The following is a 17,458-nucleotide window of genomic DNA, read 5'->3' as shown; positions in this document are numbered from 1 at the left end:
CCACGGGCATTGCAAGCCCCGCCCGGGCCGCCGTCCGTCGCCGCCTTGCCTTGGCCGGTGCGATGGCGTATTTGCCTCGGATCGCATGCACGACGCCCGCGTCCCCGGCCGTCCGGGTTCGCGCGCTTCCGCCGCCGCGCGGTCGCCGGGATAGAGTGCGTTGCGGCATGCAGTTTTTTGGCAGAACGCCCGGTTCTGGCGCCATTTTGCTTGCAACAGGGCGGGCGACATGCGTAAAGGCCACACCCGGAACAAGGATCGGCGCAGGTGCCTTCAGGCGCCAAGGCTGTGCCTGGCGCCCGCACCGTAACACGAAGGTTTGAACATGCAGGTTATCGAAACGCTCGCTGAAGGGCTGAAGCGCGAACTCAAGGTGGTCATCCCGGCCGCGGACATGGAGGCTCGGATGAACGAGCGCCTCGCGGAGACCAAGGACCGCATCCGCATCAACGGTTTCCGTCCCGGCAAGGTGCCGGTCGCGCATCTGAAGAAGGTCTATGGCAAGTCGATCATGGCCGAGCTCGTCAACGAGATCGTCCGCGACAAGCCGACCGAGATCCTCAGCGGCCGCGGCGAGAAGTCGGCGACGCAGCCGGAAGTGGCGATGACCGAGGACCAGCAGGAGGCCGAGCGCATCCTGGATGCCAAGGCCGATTTCGAGTTCACGCTCGCCTATGAAGTGCTGCCGAAGTTCGAGCTCCAGGACGTCAGCGGCATCAAGATCACCCGCGACGTCGTCAAGATCGACGATGCGGAGGTCGAGGAGCAGATCCTCAAGATCGCCGAGAACGCCCGCAGCTACGAGACGAAGGAGGGCGCCGCCGAAGACGGCGATCGCGTCACCATCGACTATCTCGGCAAGGTCGACGGCGAGGCCTTCGACGGCGGCAAGGACGAGGACGCCGAACTCGTCCTCGGTTCCAAGCGGTTCATTCCGGGCTTCGAGGAGCAGCTCGTCGGGCTTTCCGCCGGCGACGAGAAGGTGATCAACGTCACCTTCCCGGCCGAATATCCGGCCGCGAACCTCGCCGGCAAGGACGCCACTTTCGACATCACGGTCAAGTCCGTTGCCGCAGCCCAGCCGGTCGAAATCAATGACGACCTCGCCAAGAAGCTCGGCCTCGAATCCGCCGACAAGCTGCGCGAGATCGTGCGCGGCCAGATCGAGAGCCAGTACGGCTCGGTGACCCGCCAGAAGGTCAAGCGGCAGATCCTCGACCAGCTCGACGCGCAATATGCCTTCGACACGCCCTCGCGCCTCGTCGATGCCGAGTTCGAGAACATCTGGCGCCAGATCAACACCGACCTGCAGCAGGCCGGCAAGACCTTCGCCGACGAGGAGACGACGGAAGAGGACGCCCGCGTCGAATACCGCAAGCTCGCCGAGCGCCGCGTGCGCCTCGGCCTGGTCTTGTCCGAAATCGGCGAGAAGGCCGGCATCGACGTGACCGAAGAAGAGATGCAGCGCTCGCTCTACGAGCAGCTCCGCCAGTTCCCCGGCCAGGAGAAGCAGATCCTCGACTATTTCCGCAACACGCCCGGCGCGTCCGCCTCGCTGCGCGCGCCGATCTATGAGGAAAAGGTCGTCGACCACCTGCTGTCGTCGATCGACGTGACCGATCGTGAAGTGAGCAAGGAAGAGCTGCTCGCCGACGACGAGGACGAGACGAAGCCCGCCGCCGCTGCCTCCGAGGAAGTGACCGGCGAGGAGCCTGCGGCTCCGAAGAAGAAGGCGGCCTCGAAGAAGAAGGCTGCCGCAGAGGACGCCGCATCCGAAGACGCGGAGTAAATCTCCTTCACCGGATCAAGAAAAAGGCCGCTTCCGAAGCGGCCTTTTTTGTGGGCGTGTCACGCCGCCGTCGGCGAGGGCGGGGCGGGCGGCTTCGGTTCGCCCATGCGGTTCAGCGCGTCGAGACCGGCGATCTTGTAGGCCTCGGCAAGCGTCGGATAGTTGAAGGTGTTCTCGACGAAATACTCGACCGTGCCCTTGAGGTTCAGCACCGCCTGGCCGATGTGCACGAGTTCGGTCGCGCCCTCGCCGACGATGTGGACGCCGAGGAGGCGGCGCGTCTTCAGCGAGAAGATCAGCTTCAGCAGGCCGGAGTCGAGCCCCATGATGTGGCCGCGCGAGGTCTCGCGGAAGCGGGCGATGCCGCATTCGTAGCCGATGCCGCGCTCCTTCACCTCCTCCTCGCTGAGGCCGCAGGTGGAGATTTCCGGCACGGCATAGATGCCGTAGGGGAAATATTTCGGCGGCTCCTTGGCGATGGCGCCGACGGCGACGCGGGCGGCGATGCGGCCCTGTTCCATCGAGGTGGACGCCAGACTCGGGAAGCCGACGACGTCGCCGGCCGCATAGATGTTCGGAACCTCGGTCTGGAACGTCTCCGGGTTGACGCTGAGACGGCCGCGATTGTCGGCAGTAAGGCCGGCGGCGTCGAGGTTCAGCGTATCGGTCGCGCCCATGCGCCCGGCGCAGAACAGCACCATTTCGGAATGGACCATCCGGCCGTTGTCGAGCGTCACCTGGCAGCGGCCGGGGCCGATCTTCTCCACCTTCGCCGCCTTCTGACCGAGGATTAGCTTCATGTTGCGGTCGCGAAGCTGGTAGGTGAAGTCCTCGACGATCTCCTTGTCGATGAAGTCGAGCATCGTCGCCTTCGGATCGAGCAGCGTGACGTTGGTGTCGAGCGCCGAAAAGATCGTCGCATATTCGATCCCGATGACGCCAGCGCCGATCACCACCATCGAGCGCGGCAGGTTGCCGATGTCGAGCAGTTCGTCGCTGTCGATGACGGATTCGCCGTCGAACGGCATGTAGTCGGGGCGGAACGGCTTCGTGCCGACGGCGAGCAGGATGCTGACGGCGCTGACGGTGATCACGTCGCCGTCGTCCTTGACCACCTGCAGCGTGCTCGGCGACAGGAAGCTCGCCTTGCCGCGCATGTGCTGCACCCGGTTGCGGGCGAACTGGTGTTCGAGCACCTCCACTTCATGGTCGAGCGTGATCAGTAGGCGGCGGCGCAGGTCGTCGGCGGAAATCTCCTGCTTGACGCGGTAGGCGCGCCCGTAGAAGCCGCGCTCGCGCCAGCCCGACAGGTTGAGCGCGGTCTCGCGCAGCGTCTTCGACGGGATCGTGCCGGTGTGGACCGAGACGCCGCCCACCCGCTTTCCCTGTTCGATGACGAGGACTTTCTTTCCGAGCTTGGCCGCCTGGATGGCGCCCCTGCGGCCCGCGGGCCCGCTGCCCACGACGACGAGGTCATACTGGTTCATGGCTGATGTCCGGTCGGGTCGAGAGAATCATTGTGCACTGCACAGAAGTGTCGAGTGCCAAGGTTAACAAATCAATCTCACCGATCTGTTATCGGCGTCAGGAATCGGGAAAACCGAGTGCCGGTTCCATGTCCTCGAAGGTCTCGTCCATCGCATAGGCGCCGACATAGGGCAGGGAGATATGCCCGTAATTGATGGAGATCTGGCCTTCCGCGGCCTCTTCTCCAGCGCCGTCGATCGCGGCGAGGTAGAGCGCGGCGGCAAGGCCCGTGCGGTCGGCGCCGGCTTTGCAATGGATCAGCAGCGGTTTTTTCGCCGCGCGCATCACGGCGATCAGCGCCTGCGCTTCCGCCTGGCTGAGCTTGCGGTTGGCCGACATGCCGAAATCCACGTGATCGATGCCGAGCGCGCGGGTGGCTTCGAGCTCCCGGTCGTACCAGGGCGCGCCGCGGCTTTCCCCGCGGAGATTGAGGACGGTGCCGATCCCGTAGGTCTTGTTGATCGCCGTCAGCGCTTCCGGCGTCAGTTGCGCCGAGCGATAGACCTCCCCGGGGACGACCGTGTGGAAATTGCCGCTCGAATAGAGCCTGACCGCATGGTCCGCGGGCACGAAGACGAGCACGGCGAGGATCCAGAGCGCCGTGCGGCGCAGCCGGGTGTCGCGGAGGAGATGCGGGATGCGGAACGTGAAGGTCATGGCTGATCCCGAAGGAGGTGGAGTGGTTGCTTTTCCTTACTGCGTGAACATGACGGCAATATTCAGATGAGCTTCAGCCCCCTGAGACTGACCTGGCCGTCCTTCCCGATGATGATGTGGTCGTGCACGGTGATGCCGAGCGGCTTTGCCGTGTCGATGATCAGCTTGGTCATCTCGATGTCGGCGCGCGACGGCGTCGGGTCGCCGGACGGATGGTTATGCGCGAGGATGATCGCAGTCGCCGACAGTTCCAGCGCCCGTTTCACCACCTCCCGCGGATAGACCGGCGTGTGGTCGACGGTGCCGGTCTGCTGCACCTCGTCGGCGATCAGCGCGTTGCGCTTGTCGAGGAAAAGGATGCGGAACTGCTCGCGCGTCTCGTAGGCCATGGCGCTGCGGCAATAATCGATGACCGACGACCAGGAGGCCAGCACCTGCTTGCCGCGAAGCTCGCTCTTCAGCATCCGCTGCGCGGCGGTGCCGACCAGGCGCAGGTCCAGCGCGACCGCCTCCCCGACGCCCTTGACCTCCCGGAGCAGCGGCAGAGGCGCGCCGAAAACGCCGGCAAGCGTGCCGAACCGCGCGATCAGCGCCTTGGCGATCGGCTTGGTGTCGCGTCGCGGGATGAGGCGGAACAGCAGGAGTTCGAGGATCTCGTAGTCGGCGAGCGCCGCATCGCCGTTGTCCTTGTAACGCGCCCGCAGCCGGTCGCGATGGCCGTGGTAGTGCTCGCCGTCTGCGGGCCCGACAGCGCGGCCCTGCTGCTCGGCGAAGAAACCCCGCTCGTCGCCGTCCTCGATGTTCGGGTCGATCGGCGGCGGGGGAGACTTGGCCATCGGTTCGGTGCCCTGGACGCGTCAGGCAGGAAGGCCGGGCCGGTCTAGACCGGCGGGGGAAAGGGTGAAGACCTCGCAGCCGGTCGCCGTGACCCCGACCGTGTGCTCGTATTGCGCCGAGAGCGAGCGGTCGCGGGTCACCGCCGTCCAACCGTCCGACAGCACCTTCACATGCGGCCGGCCGAGATTGATCATCGGCTCGATGGTGAAGATCATGCCTTCGCGCAGTTCCGGTCCCTCGTTGGCGCGGCCGTAATGCAGGATGTTCGGCGTATCGTGGAAGAGCCGTCCGACGCCGTGGCCGCAGAAGTCGCGCACGACGGAACAGCGCTCGGCCTCCGCATAGGACTGGATCGCCTGGCCGATCGCGCCGGTGCGGGCGCCGGGCTTCACCGCCGCGATGCCGCGCAACAGGCATTCGTAGGTCACCTCCATCAGCCGCTCGGCGGCGCGCTTGATCTGGCCGACGGGATACATCCGGCTCGCATCCCCGTGCCAGCCGTCGACAATGAAGGTCACGTCGATATTGACGACGTCCCCCTCGCGCAGCGGCTTGTCGTCGGGAATGCCGTGGCAGACGACGTGGTTGATCGAGGTACAGGTGAACTTGGTGTAGCCGCGATAGTTGAGCGTCGCGGGAAGCGCGCCGTGGTCCCGTCCGAATTCGTAGACGAAGCGGTCGATCTCGTTGGTGGTCACTCCGGGCGAGACGCGCTCGGCAAGCGCGTCGAGGCAGCGCGCGGTCAGCTGGCAGGCCCTGCGCATGCCGTCGAACGCCTCCGCGTCGTGGAGCCGGATCACGCCGGTGTTGCGGTTGGGCGCCGAGGCGGCGTCGATATAGGTGACCATGCCGTGAAACATCCGTTCTTCCTTCCGGCTGTCATAATGCAGCCGGACCCTGCTCGTCTATCGCGATCAGGCCGGTCGGCGTGATTTGCGCCGGTGAAACCGCGCAGGCGACCGCATAGGCCTCCACCCCTGCCGCCCGCGCCCGGCGGAAGGCGTCGGCATAGGCCGGATCGAAATCGGCGGCGATCGCGAGCCTGTCGCAGTCGCCGCGCTGCACCAGGTAGACCATGACCGCCCGGTGGCCCGCCGCCACCATGGCGGAGAGCTCGTCGAGATGGCGGGCGCCGCGCTGCGTCGGGCTGTCCGGGAATTCCGCGAGGCCCGGGCTGCGGCTGAAATGGACGTTCTTCACCTCGACATAGCACCGGCCCTTCGCCGGGTCGGTGAGCAGCATGTCGATGCGCGATTGCGCGCCATAGGCGCGCTCCCGTTCGAGCGTCGCATAGGAGGCGAGATCCGCCACCTGGCCGGCGACAATCGCTTCCTCCGCAAGCCGGTTCGGAAGGGCCGTGTTGACGCCGATGAAGTCACCGCCGATCTCGACCATTTCCAGCGCATGACGGTATTTCCGTGCCGGGCTGTCATGCTCGGACATCCAGATGCGGATGCCCGGTTCCGTCAGCCCGCGCATCGAGCCGGTGTTCGGGCAGAAGCCGGTGATCGCCGCTCCGGTGCCGGTGACGGCGTCGAAGAGAAAGCGTTTGTAGCGCCGCACCAGGGTTGCCGGCACGAGCGGCGGGGCAAAGCGCATCGCGGATCAGCCGTCTAGATGCGGACGCGGACGAAGGAGCCGGGCGCCTCTTCGATGGAGTTCAGCGGCCCCCCGGTCTTGCGCCTGGGAACCCGGCGCCCGTCCTGCTTCTCGATCCACTGGTGCCAGTGCGGCCACCAGGATCCGGGCGTTTCCTTCGCCTTCTTCACCCAGTCCTCGAAGGCGCCCTTCGGTGCCGGCCCCGTCCAGAACTGGTATTTCATCTTGTCCGGCGGATTGACGACGCCGGCGATATGGCCGGAGCCGGACATGACGTAGGTGACCTTGCCGCCGAAGAGCCCTGAGCCGACGAACACCGATTTCGCCGGCGCGATGTGATCCTCCTTGGCGGCGAGGTTGTAGATCGGCACCGTGACGTCTGAGAGCGAGAGCGTCTTGCCGGCAAGCCGCATCTCGCCCCTGGACAGCGTGTTCTCGAGGTAGCAGTTGCGCAGGTAGAAGGAGTGGTTGGCCGCCGGCATCCGCGTCGAATCGGAATTCCAATAGAGCAGGTCGAAGGGCATCGGCTCTTGGCCCTTCAGGTAATTGTTGACCACATAGGGCCAGATCAGTTCCGAGGCGCGCAGCATGTTGAAGGCCGTTGCCATCTTCGAGCCTTCGAGATAGCCGTTCGGCTGCATGGACGCCTCGATCTGGGCGATCTGCTCCTCGTCGACGAAGACCTTCAGGTCGCCGGCATGGGTGAAGTCGACCTGGGTGGTGAAGAGGGTCGCGGTGCGGATGCGCGTGTCGCCCTCCTGCGCGTGCAGCGCCAGCGTCGCGGCGAGCAGCGTGCCCCCGACGCAATAGCCGATCGCATTGACCTCCTCTTCGCCGGTCGCCTGCCGGATCGTGTCGAGGGCAAAGCCGATGCCCTCGCGGGCATACGATTCCCAGTCCTTCTCCGCATGCCGCTCGTCCGGGTTGACCCAGGAGATGACGAAGACGGTATGGCCCTGGTCCACCGCCCAGCGGATGAAGGATTTCTGCGGGTTGAGGTCGAGGACATAGAATTTGTTGATCCAGGGCGGGCAGATCATCAAGGGCCGCTTCAGCACCGTCTCGGTCGTCGCGTCATACTGGAGGATCTGGCAGATGTCGCTCTGGGCGACCACCTTGCCCGGCGTCAGCGCGATGTTCTCGCCGATGGCGAACTTGCTGGTGTCGGTCTGGCGCAGGCGCAGGTCGCCCTTGCCGGCGGCGATGTCCTCGGCCAGCATCCGCATGCCCCTGACGAGGTTGGCGCCGTTGTTGGCGACCGTCTCGCGGTAGAGCTGCGGGTTGGTGGCGACGAAATTGCTCGGCGACAGCGCGCTCGAAAGCTGGCGGACGTAGAAGGCCGCCTTGTGCCGGGTGTGGGGGTCGAGGCCTTCCGCGCCGGAGGCCATGCGGTCCGCCCAGTCCGAGGTGACGAGATAGACCTGCCGCAGGAAGTCGAAGAAGGGATTGTCGACCCAGTCCTTGTCGGAGAATCGCTTGTCGGTGTTGGCCGGCGCCGGCGGCAGCATAGGATCGCCCGCCATCTTCTGCAGGCTGCGCGACCAGATCGACATGTAGCTGCCGAGCAGGTGCGTCTGCGCCTCCAGCGTGCGCGATGGATCGCTCAGCCAGTATTCGCTGACCTTCGACAGGGTCTTGACCATGTCGACGACGGGCTCGGCGACGACATCGGTCTTCTCGCCGGTCTCGCGCGGGGCGAGCCAGGCCGATGCCGCCTTGCCGGCCTGCTCGACCGCCCGGGCGAGGTTGACGGTGAAGGCCTCGGGATCCCTGACGATATAGGGTTCGACGCTTTTCGCATCGAAACCCGCAAACGCCTCCCGCTCGCCTTCCGTCCGGCTTCCGGCCGGGTCGCCCGTCCTGGTCTCCGCTGCCACGCATGTCCTCCCCGGCATCGATCTTTTTGTATTTTTACATTCTGCCTCAAAGCGTCTACAAGTGCCAGCGCGAGCATGAGGATCGACACGATGGTAGCATATGGGGCGCGACCGGCGGCAAGCCGCCTTCTGACGGGCATCGTCGCGCTTGGCGCATGTCTCGCCCTGTCGGCCTGCACCTCATCCTCGCTCGACGACGCGGCGCCCGTTGCCGCAACGCCGGCGGCCTATCCCTCCGTCTACACGCCCTTGCAGGGCGCGACGGCGCAGATGACGGATGCCGAGGCCCAGTCGATGGAGGCGCGCCTGTCGCGGCTGTCCTCCGCCCGGGCGAGCGGCGCGATTTCGGTCGCCGAATACGAGCGGCGTCGGCGCGAACTGGAGGCGCTCGCCGACAATCACGGCGCCGACACGCTCAGGGAAATCACCAATTAGCTCTTGCCTTTCGGCTGATTCGGTCGCAAAGCCATGTCAATGGGCCGAAGGCCCGACGCAAGCATCCGTCCACATGATGGCAAGATCGGCGGACGCTGCCTCAACGACCGGCGGCAGGAAGCGCGCCAGACGGGGTTCAACATGGAAGAGTTTCACAAGGTCCGGCGCCTGCCGCCCTATGTCTTCGAACAGGTCAACCGCCTGAAGGCGACGGCGCGCGCGGGCGGGGCCGACATCATCGATCTCGGCATGGGCAACCCCGACCTTCCGACGCCGCAGGCGATCGTCGACAAGCTGTGCGAGGTGGTCAAGGACCCGCGCACGCACCGTTACTCGTCCTCCAAGGGCATTCCGGGCCTGCGCCGCGCGCAGGCCGCCTATTACGCCCGCCGTTTCGGCGTGAAGCTCAATCCGGAGACCCAGGTCGTGGCGACGCTCGGTTCCAAGGAGGGCTTTGCCAACATGGCGCAGGCGATCACCGCGCCCGGCGACGTCATCCTCTGCCCGAACCCGACCTACCCGATCCACGCCTTCGGCTTCCTGATGACCGGCGGCGTTATCCGTTCGATTTCGGTCGAGCCCGACGAGACCTTCTTCCCGCCGCTCGAGCGCGCCATCCGCCACTCGATCCCGAAGCCGATCGCGCTCGTTATCAACTATCCGTCGAACCCGACGGCCCATGTCGCCTCGCTCGATTTCTACAGGGACGTCGTCGCCTTCGCCAAGAAGCACGACATCGTCATCCTCTCCGACCTCGCCTATTCGGAGATCTATTTCGACGGCGCGCCGCCGCCCTCCGTGCTGGAAGTTCCGGGCGCGATGGACGTGACGGTCGAGTTCACCTCCATGTCGAAGACCTTTTCGATGCCCGGCTGGCGCATGGGCTTCGCCGTCGGCAACGAGCGCCTGATCTCGGCGCTGACGCGGGTGAAGTCCTATCTCGACTACGGTGCCTTCACGCCGATCCAGGTCGCCGCCACCCACGCGCTGAACGGCGACGGTTCCGACATCGCCGAGGTGCGCGCCGTCTACAAGCGCCGGCGCGACGTGATGGTCGACAGTTTCGGCAAGGCCGGTTTCGAGGTGCCGCCGCCGGCCGCCACCATGTTCGCCTGGGCGAAGATCCCGGAGAAGTTCCGCCATCTCGGCTCGCTTGAATTCTCCAAGCTCCTCGTCGAGAAGGCCCATGTCGCCGTCGCCCCCGGCATCGGCTTCGGCGAGCAGGGCGACGATTATGTCCGCCTCGCCCTCGTCGAGAACGAGCACCGTATCCGCCAGGCGGCGCGCAGCATCAAGAAGTTCCTGTCGACGGCGGACGACACGATGCACAACGTTATTTCGCTCAACGCCCGCCGTTGAGGTTTTCGCCCGGTGACCGGGAGGACGGCGGTTTCGCCGTCCGTTTCGGCGGCGCCTGCCGCCGCCCCGCCGGGCCTGTTTCACGCAGAGGATATCGCCATGACTGAACCGCTGAAGATCGGCATTGCGGGGCTTGGAACCGTGGGTGCGGCGCTGGTCGGCATCCTGCAGACGCGCCGTGCGGAGCTGGCGGTTTCCTGCGGCCGGCCGATCGAGATCGCTGCCGTCTCCGCCCGCGATCGCGGGCGCGATCGCGGCGTCGACCTTTCCGCGGTCTCTTGGTTCGACGATCCGGTGGAACTGGCGCGCACGGCCGAGATCGACGTCTTCGTCGAGCTGATGGGCGGCGCCGGCGACCCGGCGCTCTCCGCCGTCGAGGCGGCGCTGTCGCGCGGCCTGCATGTCGTCACCGCCAACAAGGCGCTTCTGTCGTCCCATGGCCTGCGGCTGGCAGCGATCGCGGAAGGCGAGGGGGCGCTCCTGAACTACGAGGCGGCGGTCGCCGGCGGCATTCCCGTCATAAAGGCGCTACGCGAATCGCTGACCGGCAACCGCATCTCCCGCGTCTACGGGATCATGAACGGCACCTGCAACTACATCCTGACCAAGATGGAGAAGGAGGGCCTGTCCTTCGAGGCCTGCCTGAAGGAGGCGCAGCGGCTCGGCTATGCCGAGGTCGATCCGGCCTTCGACATCGAGGGCAACGACACGGCGCACAAGCTGTCGATCCTCACCTCGCTTGCCTTCGGCACGGCCATCGCCGCCGACGACATCTACCTCGAGGGCATCACCAACATCTCGATCGAGGATATCCACGCCGCCGCCGATCTCGGCTACCGCATCAAGCTTCTCGGCGTCGCCCAGCGCACCGAAAGCGGCATCGAGCAGCGCGTGCACCCGACCATGGTGCCGCGCGAGTCGGTGATCGCCCAGGTCGACGGCGTCACCAATGCCGTGGCGATCGAATCCGATATCCTTGGCGAACTGCTGATGGCCGGCCCCGGCGCGGGCGGCAACGCGACCGCCTCCGCCGTGCTCGGCGACATCGCCGACATCGCCAAGAGTCGCCCCGGCGCCCAGACGGTGCCGGTGTTCGGCCGTCCCGTCGGCGAATTGACGCCCTCCGTCAAGGCGGAGATGCAGAGCCATGAGGGCGGCTATTTCATCCGCCTGACGGTTGCCGATCGCACCGGCGTCTTTGCCGGCATCGCGACGCGCATGGCGGAGAACAACATCTCGCTCGAATCGATCGTGCAGCGGCCGAAGCATCACGACCGGACCGACGCGCCGCAGACGATCGTCCTCGTCACCCATGCGACCACGGAAGACTCCGTGCGCCGGGCTGCCGCCTCGATCCGCTCGGACGGCTATCTCTTCGGTGAGCCGCAGGTGATCCGCATCGAGCGTCCGCGCACGCGCTGAGCGCGCCGTCATCCGGATCCCGGGGAGAGGCAAGGCATGGTCGATCCCGTCGAACGCGCGTTCCTCGGCGTCGAGCGTTCGGCGACGGGCCAGCGCTGGCTTCCCCGTCTCGACGGCGCCGGGCAGAACCGGGCGCTGGCGATCAGCCAGATCCACGGCATCCCGGAGCTGATCGCTCGCGTGCTTGCCGGTCGCGGTGTCGCCCTCGACGATGCGGTCGCCTTTCTCGACCCGACGCTGCGCCGGCTGATGCCGGATCCCGACCGACTCACCGACGGCCATGCCGCCGCCGCCCGCCTCGTCGCGGCGATCGGGCGCGGCGAGAAGATCGCCGTCTTCGGCGACTACGATGTCGACGGCGCGGCCTCGGCGGCACTGATGGTCCGTTTCCTGCGCCATTTCGGTGTCGACCCCGAGGTCTACATTCCGGACCGGATCTTCGAGGGATATGGCCCCAATCCTCAGGCGATCGGCCAGTTGATCGACGGCGGCGCGGGGCTGATCGTTCTGGTCGATTGCGGCTCGACCAGCCACGAGTCGCTCGCGCTGGCGCGCGAGCGCGGCGTCGACACGGTGGTGATCGACCATCACCAGGTCGGCACCGACCTGCCGCCGACACTGGCGCTGGTCAATCCGAACCGCGAGGACGATCTTTCCGGACAGGGGCATCTCTGCGCCGCGGGCGTCGTCTATCTGGTGCTGGTCAACGCGCTGCGCCTGCTGCGCGCGGCCGGAGACCGGCGTGCCGCTTCGCTCGATCTGCTCGGTCTTCTCGACCTCGTCGCGCTGGCGACGGTCTGCGACGTCGTGCCGCTCAAGGGTCTGAACCGCGCCTATGTGGTCAAGGGCCTCGTCGCCGCGCGGCGGATGGCCAATCCGGGCCTTGCCGCATTGTTCTCGCAGGCCGGCCTCTCCGGCCCGGTCACGCCCTACTATCTTGGCTTCCTCATCGGCCCGCGCATCAATGCCGGCGGGCGCATCGGCGATGCGGCGCTCGGGAGCCGGCTTCTGACCTCGGACGATGCCGGCGAGGCGCAGGCGATCGCGCTGACGCTCGACACGCTCAACCGCGAACGCCAGGCGATCGAGGCGGCGATGCTCGTCGAGGCCGAGGCCGAGGCGATCGCCGAATACGGCACGGGCGAGGGGGCCGCCGTCATCGTCACCGCGCGCGAGAACTGGCATCCCGGTGTCGTCGGCCTCCTGGCGGCCCGCCTCAAGGAAAAGTTCCGCCGTCCCGCCGTCGCCATCGCCTTCGACGCCAACGGTCGCGGCACGGGGTCCGGCCGGTCGATCAGCGGCTTCGATATCGGGCGCCTGGTGCGCGCGGCCGTGGAGGCGGGCCTGCTGGTCAAGGGGGGCGGCCACGCCATGGCCGCCGGACTGACGGTGCAGCGCGCGGATCTCGGCCGCCTGCGGCATTTCTTCGACGAGCGGGCCGGCGGTCCGGTCGCCGCGCTCGCCGCAACGCAGTCGCTGAAGGTCGACGGCGCGCTCTCGGCCTCCGGCGCGACCGAGAGCCTGATCGACCAGCTGGAACGGGCAGGCCCCTATGGCTCCGGTCATCCGCAGCCCGTCTTCGCCTTTCCTGCCCACCGGATCGCCGATGCCCGCCAGGTGGGCGCCCATCACGTGAAGCTGTCCCTGGTCGGGCAGGAGGGAGCGAGGCTCGACGCCATCGCCTTCCGGGCGCTTGATTCGGATCTCGGCCGCTTCCTGCTGTCGGCGCGCGGCGCAACGGTCCACCTTGCGGGCACTCTCGCCGCCGATTCCTGGCAGGGGACACGGCGCGTGCAAATGCGCGTCATCGATGCGGCAAAGCCCACCTGATGGGACGTCTTAAATTCAAAAGAGAGGTACGGAAGTGGCACGCCCTAGGGGAGTCGAACCCCTCTTGCCAGAATGAAAATCTGGAGTCCTAACCGATAGACGAAGGGCGCCTGCGCTTCGATAGGCGTCTTATAGAGGCAGGATTTCGCGCCCGCAAGCCTTGTTTTCATCTCGTCCGTCATTTTTTGACAGGAAAAAACGATGCCGAGCCAAAGGCTTGGCGTTAGCGATGAACCTGTCTGGCCGATGCAGTCGGTATGGAAAGTATGGCACGCCCAACGGGAATCGAACCCGTGTTACCGCCGTGAGAGGGCGGCGTCCTGACCGCTAGACGATGGGCGCGTTCAGGTCTCATGTAGCATCGAATTTCCACGCTTCAAGAGAAGGTGGCACGCCCTAGGGGAGTCGAACCCCTCTTGCCAGAATGAAAATCTGGAGTCCTAACCGATAGACGAAGGGCGCGTGCGCTTCGATGTGGGCGTCTTATAGTCAGCGCCCCGGATTCCCGCAAGCGCCAAAATCCCGAATCCAGCAAAAAAATAAAAAAGAAAACGAGAGCGAAAAAGTCATTTTCTCTCAGTAACTTGGCGACAGGCCTCAGCTTTTGCCCCGGCGACAGCGCCAGTTCCAGTCCCGTGACGGACCGATGTCGACGTGAACCGATTCCGTATGGCAGTAGGTGCCGACGCCGCCGCGGCCGGGCATGGAGCGAACGAATTTCGCGATGTCCCACTTGCTGACGCCGTCGACCTGGATGTCCGCCGCCTCGCAGCTCATGTGCCGCGACGCGCGCGAGCCGCCGACCCTCGCATTGACCTGGAGCGGCCGGTAGCCTGAGGTTACCATGACCTTGCGCCCGTAATGCTGTTCGATCTGCTTCAGCATGCCCATCAGTCTCGGCTTGAAGCAGCCGCTGTCGACGGAGGCCGTCTGGTGCATCAGCCCGTTGGGCGCCAGGCGGGCGAGGCCCGAGAGAGAGGCGACCTCGACCTGCGGCATGGCATGATCGTCGAGCGCGTCGAGCTCGCTTTCCCCCGTCATCGAGAACAACGGATTGGTACTGACGCCCGGCAGGGCATTGTAGGCGAGCGAGGCGGTATCCGTGCTGCGCGCGCCCGTCAGGCTGCGGCGGGGCTTTTCGCTGCCGAAACGCTCCTTCTCGAAGCTGCCGGCAACGCGCCGCTTGGTGCGGAACAATCCGGCTGCGACCAGCGTCGTGTCGGCCGAATCGGTCGCCGACTTGTCCTGTTTGCCCCCGGCATCCGCCTTTGCCGGGATGTCGCCGCCGGCCGATGCCGTTTTCGCCTCGGTGTCGGCGCTCCTGCCGGATGCGGCCTGTCCGGCATCGGCGCCTTCGAGCGGTTTCAGCGGCAATTCGGGAGGCTGCTCCCCGGATGTCGCCGCTGCCGGCGCGGCCTTGTACAGGCTGTTCGGCGCGGCGGCGGTCGACGGCGTATCGCCTGTTGCGACCGGGCGCGAGGAAAAGATGCTGTTGGAGGTCGCATTGAGGCCGTTCGCCTGCATCACGACCGAGTCCGTCTGGCCACCCGAGGGTGGCGGGGCATAGGCCTGGGCGTCGGTCCCCGGTTGTGAGACCGGATCCTCGCCCGCCGCCGGCGCAGCGGCGGCGACCCGCATATCCTCCGCCTTGGGCCCGTTCTTCGCCGTTTCGTCCGCCGCCTTCGTGGTCTCGCCCGTCTCCGCGACGTCGGCGGCGTCCGTGGCCGTCAGCGTCAGTGCCTTGTCGGTCGCCGAGCAGGCTGTCAGCAGCAGCACCACCAGCCCGGTCATGCAGACGCCGAGAAGGCGCGGCGCGAAGGGTTTCCGGTCGCCGGCAGGCGAGGGCGTATCGGTCGTGGTGTCCATCTCTGTCCCGTTCGGCGCCGACGGAGCGCAACTGCGGACGCCTTGTCCCGGTCGCCGATCACGGCCGGTTAACGTCGGTTAAGATCTGTAGCCAAAACACGCGCGAATGTAAATCAGCGGTCCCTTGGGCAAGGCCGCCGGCGACGAGCCGGCCGGCGGCAGGACAGGGTCTTCGTCGCCCGCGGTTGCGCGAGGCTTACCAGCTGCCGGTATTGCCCATCGACGACCACGGTTCCTGCGCCGGCAGGTGGGCGCCCTTCTGAAGGATTTCGATCGAGATGCCGTCGGGTGAGCGCACGAAGGCCATGTGGCCGTCGCGCGGCGGGCGGTTGATCGTGACACCGTTGTCCATGAGATGCTGGCAGAAGCCGTAGATATCGTCGACCTCGTAGGCGAGGTGGCCGAAGTTGCGCCCGCCGGTATAGTCCTCGCTGTCCCAGTTGTAGGTGAGCTCCAGGCAAGGCGAGGCGCCCGCCTTGGCGCTTTCCACGTCTTCGGGTGCGGCGAGGAAGACGAGGGTGAAGCGGCCCTTCTCGTTCTCGTATCGCCGCGTTTCGACGAGGCCGAACAGCGTGCTGTAGAAATGAAGCGCGGCGTCGAGGTCTTTGACGCGGACCATCGTGTGCAGGTAGCGCATGGTGTTTCCTCCGGGTGTTGTGGCGGGAATGCGGCAGAACCATAGAGGAGAACAAGCCAGAGGCAAGGCTGACGGCGTAAGCACGGAGACAGGCAATTTTGACGGAAGGGCTTGCGCGACCGCCTTGAGACGATGTTATCTTGATTTCAAGAATCAGTTAACCGTATTCAGAGTGACGCGTAATCGAGGGGCTGCGAAACCATGGCGGACAGGTTTTCTTCGAAGGACGTCATTCAGCGTGACGAGTACGGCAGCGATGCTCTGGATCTGATGGAAATCACGGGCGTGATCAAGTGGTTCGACGTCGCCAAGGGTTTCGGTTTCATCATTCCGGACAATGGCATGCAGGATGTGCTGCTGCATGTGACCTGCTTGCGGCGCGACGGTTTTCAGACCGTTCTCGAAGGCGCGCGCGTCGTAGCGCTCATTCAGAAGCGCGATCGCGGCTACCAGGCGTTCCGCATCCTTTCGATGGACCAGTCGACTGCCGTTCATCCCTCGCAGATGCCTCCGGTCAAGACCCATGTCCAGGTCACGCCGACGAGCGGGCTGGAGCGGGTTCTCGTCAAGTGGTTCAATCGGACCAAGGGTTTCGGCTTCCTGACGCGAGGCGAGGGCACCGAGGATATCTTCATCCATATGGAGACCCTGCGTCGCTTCGGTCTGACCGAGCTTCGTCCGGGCCAGGTCGTCCTCGTGCGCTTCGGCGACGGCGACAAGGGATTGATGGCGGCCGAGATCCATCCCGACGTGCCCGCGCCGGGGAACCGGTCGCATTGATGCCTCGCCCGTGGCATCTACGGATGAGAAGCGCCGTTCTGGCGCTTTTTTCATTGCTGATGGCCGGACACCTGTGGGCGCAGGACAGGATCGACTTCCCAACGCAGCCCTTGCGCATCGTCACTGCGAGCGGAAAAATTCACCCATTCACGGTGGAACTCGCCGATACCAGCGAGCGACGGTCGCGGGGCCTGATGTTCCGCCACGCGCTTGCGGCCGATCGAGGCATGCTGTTCGATTTTGCGGAAACGCGTCGCGTGACGATGTGGATGAGTAACACCTTCATTCCGCTCGACATGTTGTTCATCAAGAAGGACGGCGTCGTTGCGACGCTTCGCCAGGACGCGGTTCCGCACTCAGAAGCGCTGATCGACTCCGGCGTGCCCGTCGCTTTCGTTCTCGAGCTTCCCGCCGGCACGGTGGAGAGGCTTGAGATCGCTCCGGGCGATCGCGTCGAGGCGCCGGCGATCGGTGGACCATAACGGGCGCCTGTTCCCGATCCATGGGAGAGGCCTCGATGAGCGAGAGGCTTACGCGCATTGTACGCGTGGATCGTGAGGAATCAGCCGGCCTCTGATTTATCGGTTGCGGCAGTGCCGGGAAGCGTGTATCTCGCGGCGATCGGCGGAGTGTAGCGCAGTCTGGTAGCGCATCTGGTTTGGGACCAGAGGGTCGGGAGTTCGAATCTCTCCACTCCGACCATAATTACCCGTTTGAAATCAAAAAGGTGTTGATTTTCAAAGGGCTTTTCCAATCATCCGTGTTAGTTTGCACGCGGAACTGAGCCGGTTAGGCGCATAATTTCCATTGAGAATTGAGCCCTGTGAACCTTCCCCCAACGCG

The 17,458-nt window shown here is 65.6% G+C and carries 15 protein-coding genes and 4 tRNA genes; 8 read left to right on the top strand and 11 right to left on the bottom strand.

All coding sequences use genetic code 11. From position 1 onward, the window contains the following. The first annotated feature begins 325 nt into the window (after positions 1-325). Positions 326-1,789, top strand: a complete 1,464-nt coding sequence (gene tig, locus ACEVQ6_RS13330; RefSeq protein WP_374889484.1) for a trigger factor — start codon at positions 326-328, stop codon at positions 1,787-1,789. A 59-nt stretch (positions 1,790-1,848) separates the two neighbouring features. Here the strand turns inward: tig and sthA are convergent, their stop codons facing one another. From sthA to phaC, 6 genes are all read right to left on the bottom strand, one after another. Beyond that, positions 1,849-3,276, bottom strand: a complete 1,428-nt coding sequence (sthA, locus tag ACEVQ6_RS13325) for a Si-specific NAD(P)(+) transhydrogenase (protein ID WP_374889483.1) — start codon at positions 3,274-3,276, stop codon at positions 1,849-1,851. A 97-nt stretch (positions 3,277-3,373) separates the two neighbouring features. Continuing rightward, positions 3,374-3,973 (bottom strand): tyrosine-protein phosphatase, encoded by a 600-nt coding sequence (locus ACEVQ6_RS13320; RefSeq protein WP_374889482.1) that lies wholly within the window; start codon positions 3,971-3,973, stop codon positions 3,374-3,376. A gap of 62 nt (positions 3,974-4,035) precedes the next feature. Further along, positions 4,036-4,809 carry a RadC family protein gene (gene radC, locus ACEVQ6_RS13315; RefSeq protein WP_374889481.1) on the bottom strand — a complete coding sequence of 258 codons (774 nt, stop codon included), beginning with the start codon at positions 4,807-4,809 and terminating at the stop codon, positions 4,036-4,038. A 21-nt stretch (positions 4,810-4,830) separates the two neighbouring features. Beyond that, positions 4,831-5,658, bottom strand: coding sequence for a type I methionyl aminopeptidase (gene map / locus ACEVQ6_RS13310; protein WP_374889729.1), 828 nt, complete (start codon positions 5,656-5,658; stop codon positions 4,831-4,833). A gap of 31 nt (positions 5,659-5,689) precedes the next feature. Next, on the bottom strand, positions 5,690-6,409 hold the full coding sequence (gene sfsA / locus ACEVQ6_RS13305) for a DNA/RNA nuclease SfsA (protein ID WP_374889480.1): 720 nt from the start codon (positions 6,407-6,409) through the stop codon (positions 5,690-5,692). 14 nt (positions 6,410-6,423) lie between these two features. Next, positions 6,424-8,304 (bottom strand): poly(3-hydroxyalkanoate) polymerase subunit PhaC, encoded by a 1,881-nt coding sequence (phaC, locus tag ACEVQ6_RS13300; RefSeq protein WP_374889479.1) that lies wholly within the window; start codon positions 8,302-8,304, stop codon positions 6,424-6,426. A gap of 72 nt (positions 8,305-8,376) precedes the next feature. Between phaC and ACEVQ6_RS13295 the strand changes: the two genes are divergently transcribed. The 4 genes from ACEVQ6_RS13295 to recJ all read left to right on the top strand — a co-directional run bounded on the left by ACEVQ6_RS13295 (position 8,377) and on the right by recJ (position 13,332). Further along, a complete protein-coding gene (locus ACEVQ6_RS13295) occupies positions 8,377-8,721 on the top strand; it encodes an SHOCT domain-containing protein (RefSeq protein ID WP_374889478.1) in 345 nt (114 codons plus the stop codon). Positions 8,722-8,862: 141 nt separating this feature from the next. Then, positions 8,863-10,080: an LL-diaminopimelate aminotransferase gene (locus ACEVQ6_RS13290; RefSeq protein WP_374889477.1), complete on the top strand. Its 1,218-nt coding sequence runs from the start codon at positions 8,863-8,865 to the stop codon at positions 10,078-10,080. Between the two features lie 99 nt (positions 10,081-10,179). Continuing rightward, positions 10,180-11,502, top strand: a complete 1,323-nt coding sequence (locus ACEVQ6_RS13285) for a homoserine dehydrogenase (protein WP_374889476.1) — start codon at positions 10,180-10,182, stop codon at positions 11,500-11,502. A gap of 36 nt (positions 11,503-11,538) precedes the next feature. Next, on the top strand, positions 11,539-13,332 hold the full coding sequence (recJ, locus tag ACEVQ6_RS13280; protein WP_374889475.1) for a single-stranded-DNA-specific exonuclease RecJ: 1,794 nt from the start codon (positions 11,539-11,541) through the stop codon (positions 13,330-13,332). A 35-nt stretch (positions 13,333-13,367) separates the two neighbouring features. Here recJ and ACEVQ6_RS13275 read toward each other — a convergent pair. From ACEVQ6_RS13275 to ACEVQ6_RS13255, 5 genes are all read right to left on the bottom strand, one after another. Continuing rightward, positions 13,368-13,442 (bottom strand) — tRNA-Glu (locus ACEVQ6_RS13275). 157 nt (positions 13,443-13,599) lie between these two features. Next, positions 13,600-13,674 (bottom strand) — tRNA-Glu (locus ACEVQ6_RS13270). A 45-nt stretch (positions 13,675-13,719) separates the two neighbouring features. Beyond that, positions 13,720-13,794 (bottom strand) — tRNA-Glu (locus ACEVQ6_RS13265). Between the two features lie 135 nt (positions 13,795-13,929). After that, positions 13,930-15,198, bottom strand: a complete 1,269-nt coding sequence (locus tag ACEVQ6_RS13260) for a YcbK family protein (RefSeq protein WP_374889474.1) — start codon at positions 15,196-15,198, stop codon at positions 13,930-13,932. Between the two features lie 196 nt (positions 15,199-15,394). Then, the gene (locus ACEVQ6_RS13255) at positions 15,395-15,835 is read right to left on the bottom strand and encodes a VOC family protein (protein WP_374889473.1); all 441 of its coding nucleotides are present in this window, start codon (positions 15,833-15,835) and stop codon (positions 15,395-15,397) included. A 201-nt stretch (positions 15,836-16,036) separates the two neighbouring features. Between ACEVQ6_RS13255 and ACEVQ6_RS13250 the strand changes: the two genes are divergently transcribed. From ACEVQ6_RS13250 to ACEVQ6_RS13240, 3 genes are all read left to right on the top strand, one after another. Next, the gene (locus tag ACEVQ6_RS13250) at positions 16,037-16,615 is read left to right on the top strand and encodes a cold-shock protein (RefSeq protein WP_374889472.1); all 579 of its coding nucleotides are present in this window, start codon (positions 16,037-16,039) and stop codon (positions 16,613-16,615) included. A gap of 23 nt (positions 16,616-16,638) precedes the next feature. Further along, positions 16,639-17,097, top strand: a complete 459-nt coding sequence (locus ACEVQ6_RS13245) for a DUF192 domain-containing protein (protein ID WP_374889471.1) — start codon at positions 16,639-16,641, stop codon at positions 17,095-17,097. 143 nt (positions 17,098-17,240) lie between these two features. Continuing rightward, positions 17,241-17,317 (top strand) — tRNA-Pro (locus ACEVQ6_RS13240). Positions 17,318-17,458: the final 141 nt, after the last annotated feature.

The sequence above is a fragment of the Ensifer soli genome, assembly GCF_041928815.1.
Lineage (GTDB): Bacteria > Pseudomonadota > Alphaproteobacteria > Rhizobiales > Rhizobiaceae > JBHFEI01.
The sequence above is the reverse complement of the archived record's forward strand: the minus strand, read 5'-3'. Positions and strand labels throughout refer to the sequence as shown.

Excerpts from the sequence above, each read along its gene's own strand:
- tig (WP_374889484.1), top strand. The coding sequence starts at position 326 with ATGCAGGTTATCGAAACGCTCGCTGAAGGGCTGAAGCGCGAACTCAAG.
- sfsA (WP_374889480.1), bottom strand. The coding sequence starts at position 6,409 with ATGCGCTTTGCCCCGCCGCTCGTGCCGGCAACCCTGGTGCGGCGCTAC.
- ACEVQ6_RS13260 (WP_374889474.1), bottom strand. The coding sequence starts at position 15,198 with ATGGACACCACGACCGATACGCCCTCGCCTGCCGGCGACCGGAAACCC.
- phaC (WP_374889479.1), bottom strand. The coding sequence starts at position 8,304 with ATGCCGGGGAGGACATGCGTGGCAGCGGAGACCAGGACGGGCGACCCG.
- ACEVQ6_RS13250 (WP_374889472.1), top strand. The coding sequence starts at position 16,037 with ATGGCGGACAGGTTTTCTTCGAAGGACGTCATTCAGCGTGACGAGTAC.
- ACEVQ6_RS13295 (WP_374889478.1), top strand. The coding sequence starts at position 8,377 with ATGGTAGCATATGGGGCGCGACCGGCGGCAAGCCGCCTTCTGACGGGC.
- radC (WP_374889481.1), bottom strand. The coding sequence starts at position 4,809 with ATGGCCAAGTCTCCCCCGCCGCCGATCGACCCGAACATCGAGGACGGC.
- ACEVQ6_RS13290 (WP_374889477.1), top strand. The coding sequence starts at position 8,863 with ATGGAAGAGTTTCACAAGGTCCGGCGCCTGCCGCCCTATGTCTTCGAA.
- map (WP_374889729.1), bottom strand. The coding sequence starts at position 5,658 with ATGGTCACCTATATCGACGCCGCCTCGGCGCCCAACCGCAACACCGGC.
- ACEVQ6_RS13255 (WP_374889473.1), bottom strand. The coding sequence starts at position 15,835 with ATGCGCTACCTGCACACGATGGTCCGCGTCAAAGACCTCGACGCCGCG.
- sthA (WP_374889483.1), bottom strand. The coding sequence starts at position 3,276 with ATGAACCAGTATGACCTCGTCGTCGTGGGCAGCGGGCCCGCGGGCCGC.
- ACEVQ6_RS13320 (WP_374889482.1), bottom strand. The coding sequence starts at position 3,973 with ATGACCTTCACGTTCCGCATCCCGCATCTCCTCCGCGACACCCGGCTG.
- recJ (WP_374889475.1), top strand. The coding sequence starts at position 11,539 with ATGGTCGATCCCGTCGAACGCGCGTTCCTCGGCGTCGAGCGTTCGGCG.
- ACEVQ6_RS13245 (WP_374889471.1), top strand. The coding sequence starts at position 16,639 with ATGAGAAGCGCCGTTCTGGCGCTTTTTTCATTGCTGATGGCCGGACAC.
- ACEVQ6_RS13285 (WP_374889476.1), top strand. The coding sequence starts at position 10,180 with ATGACTGAACCGCTGAAGATCGGCATTGCGGGGCTTGGAACCGTGGGT.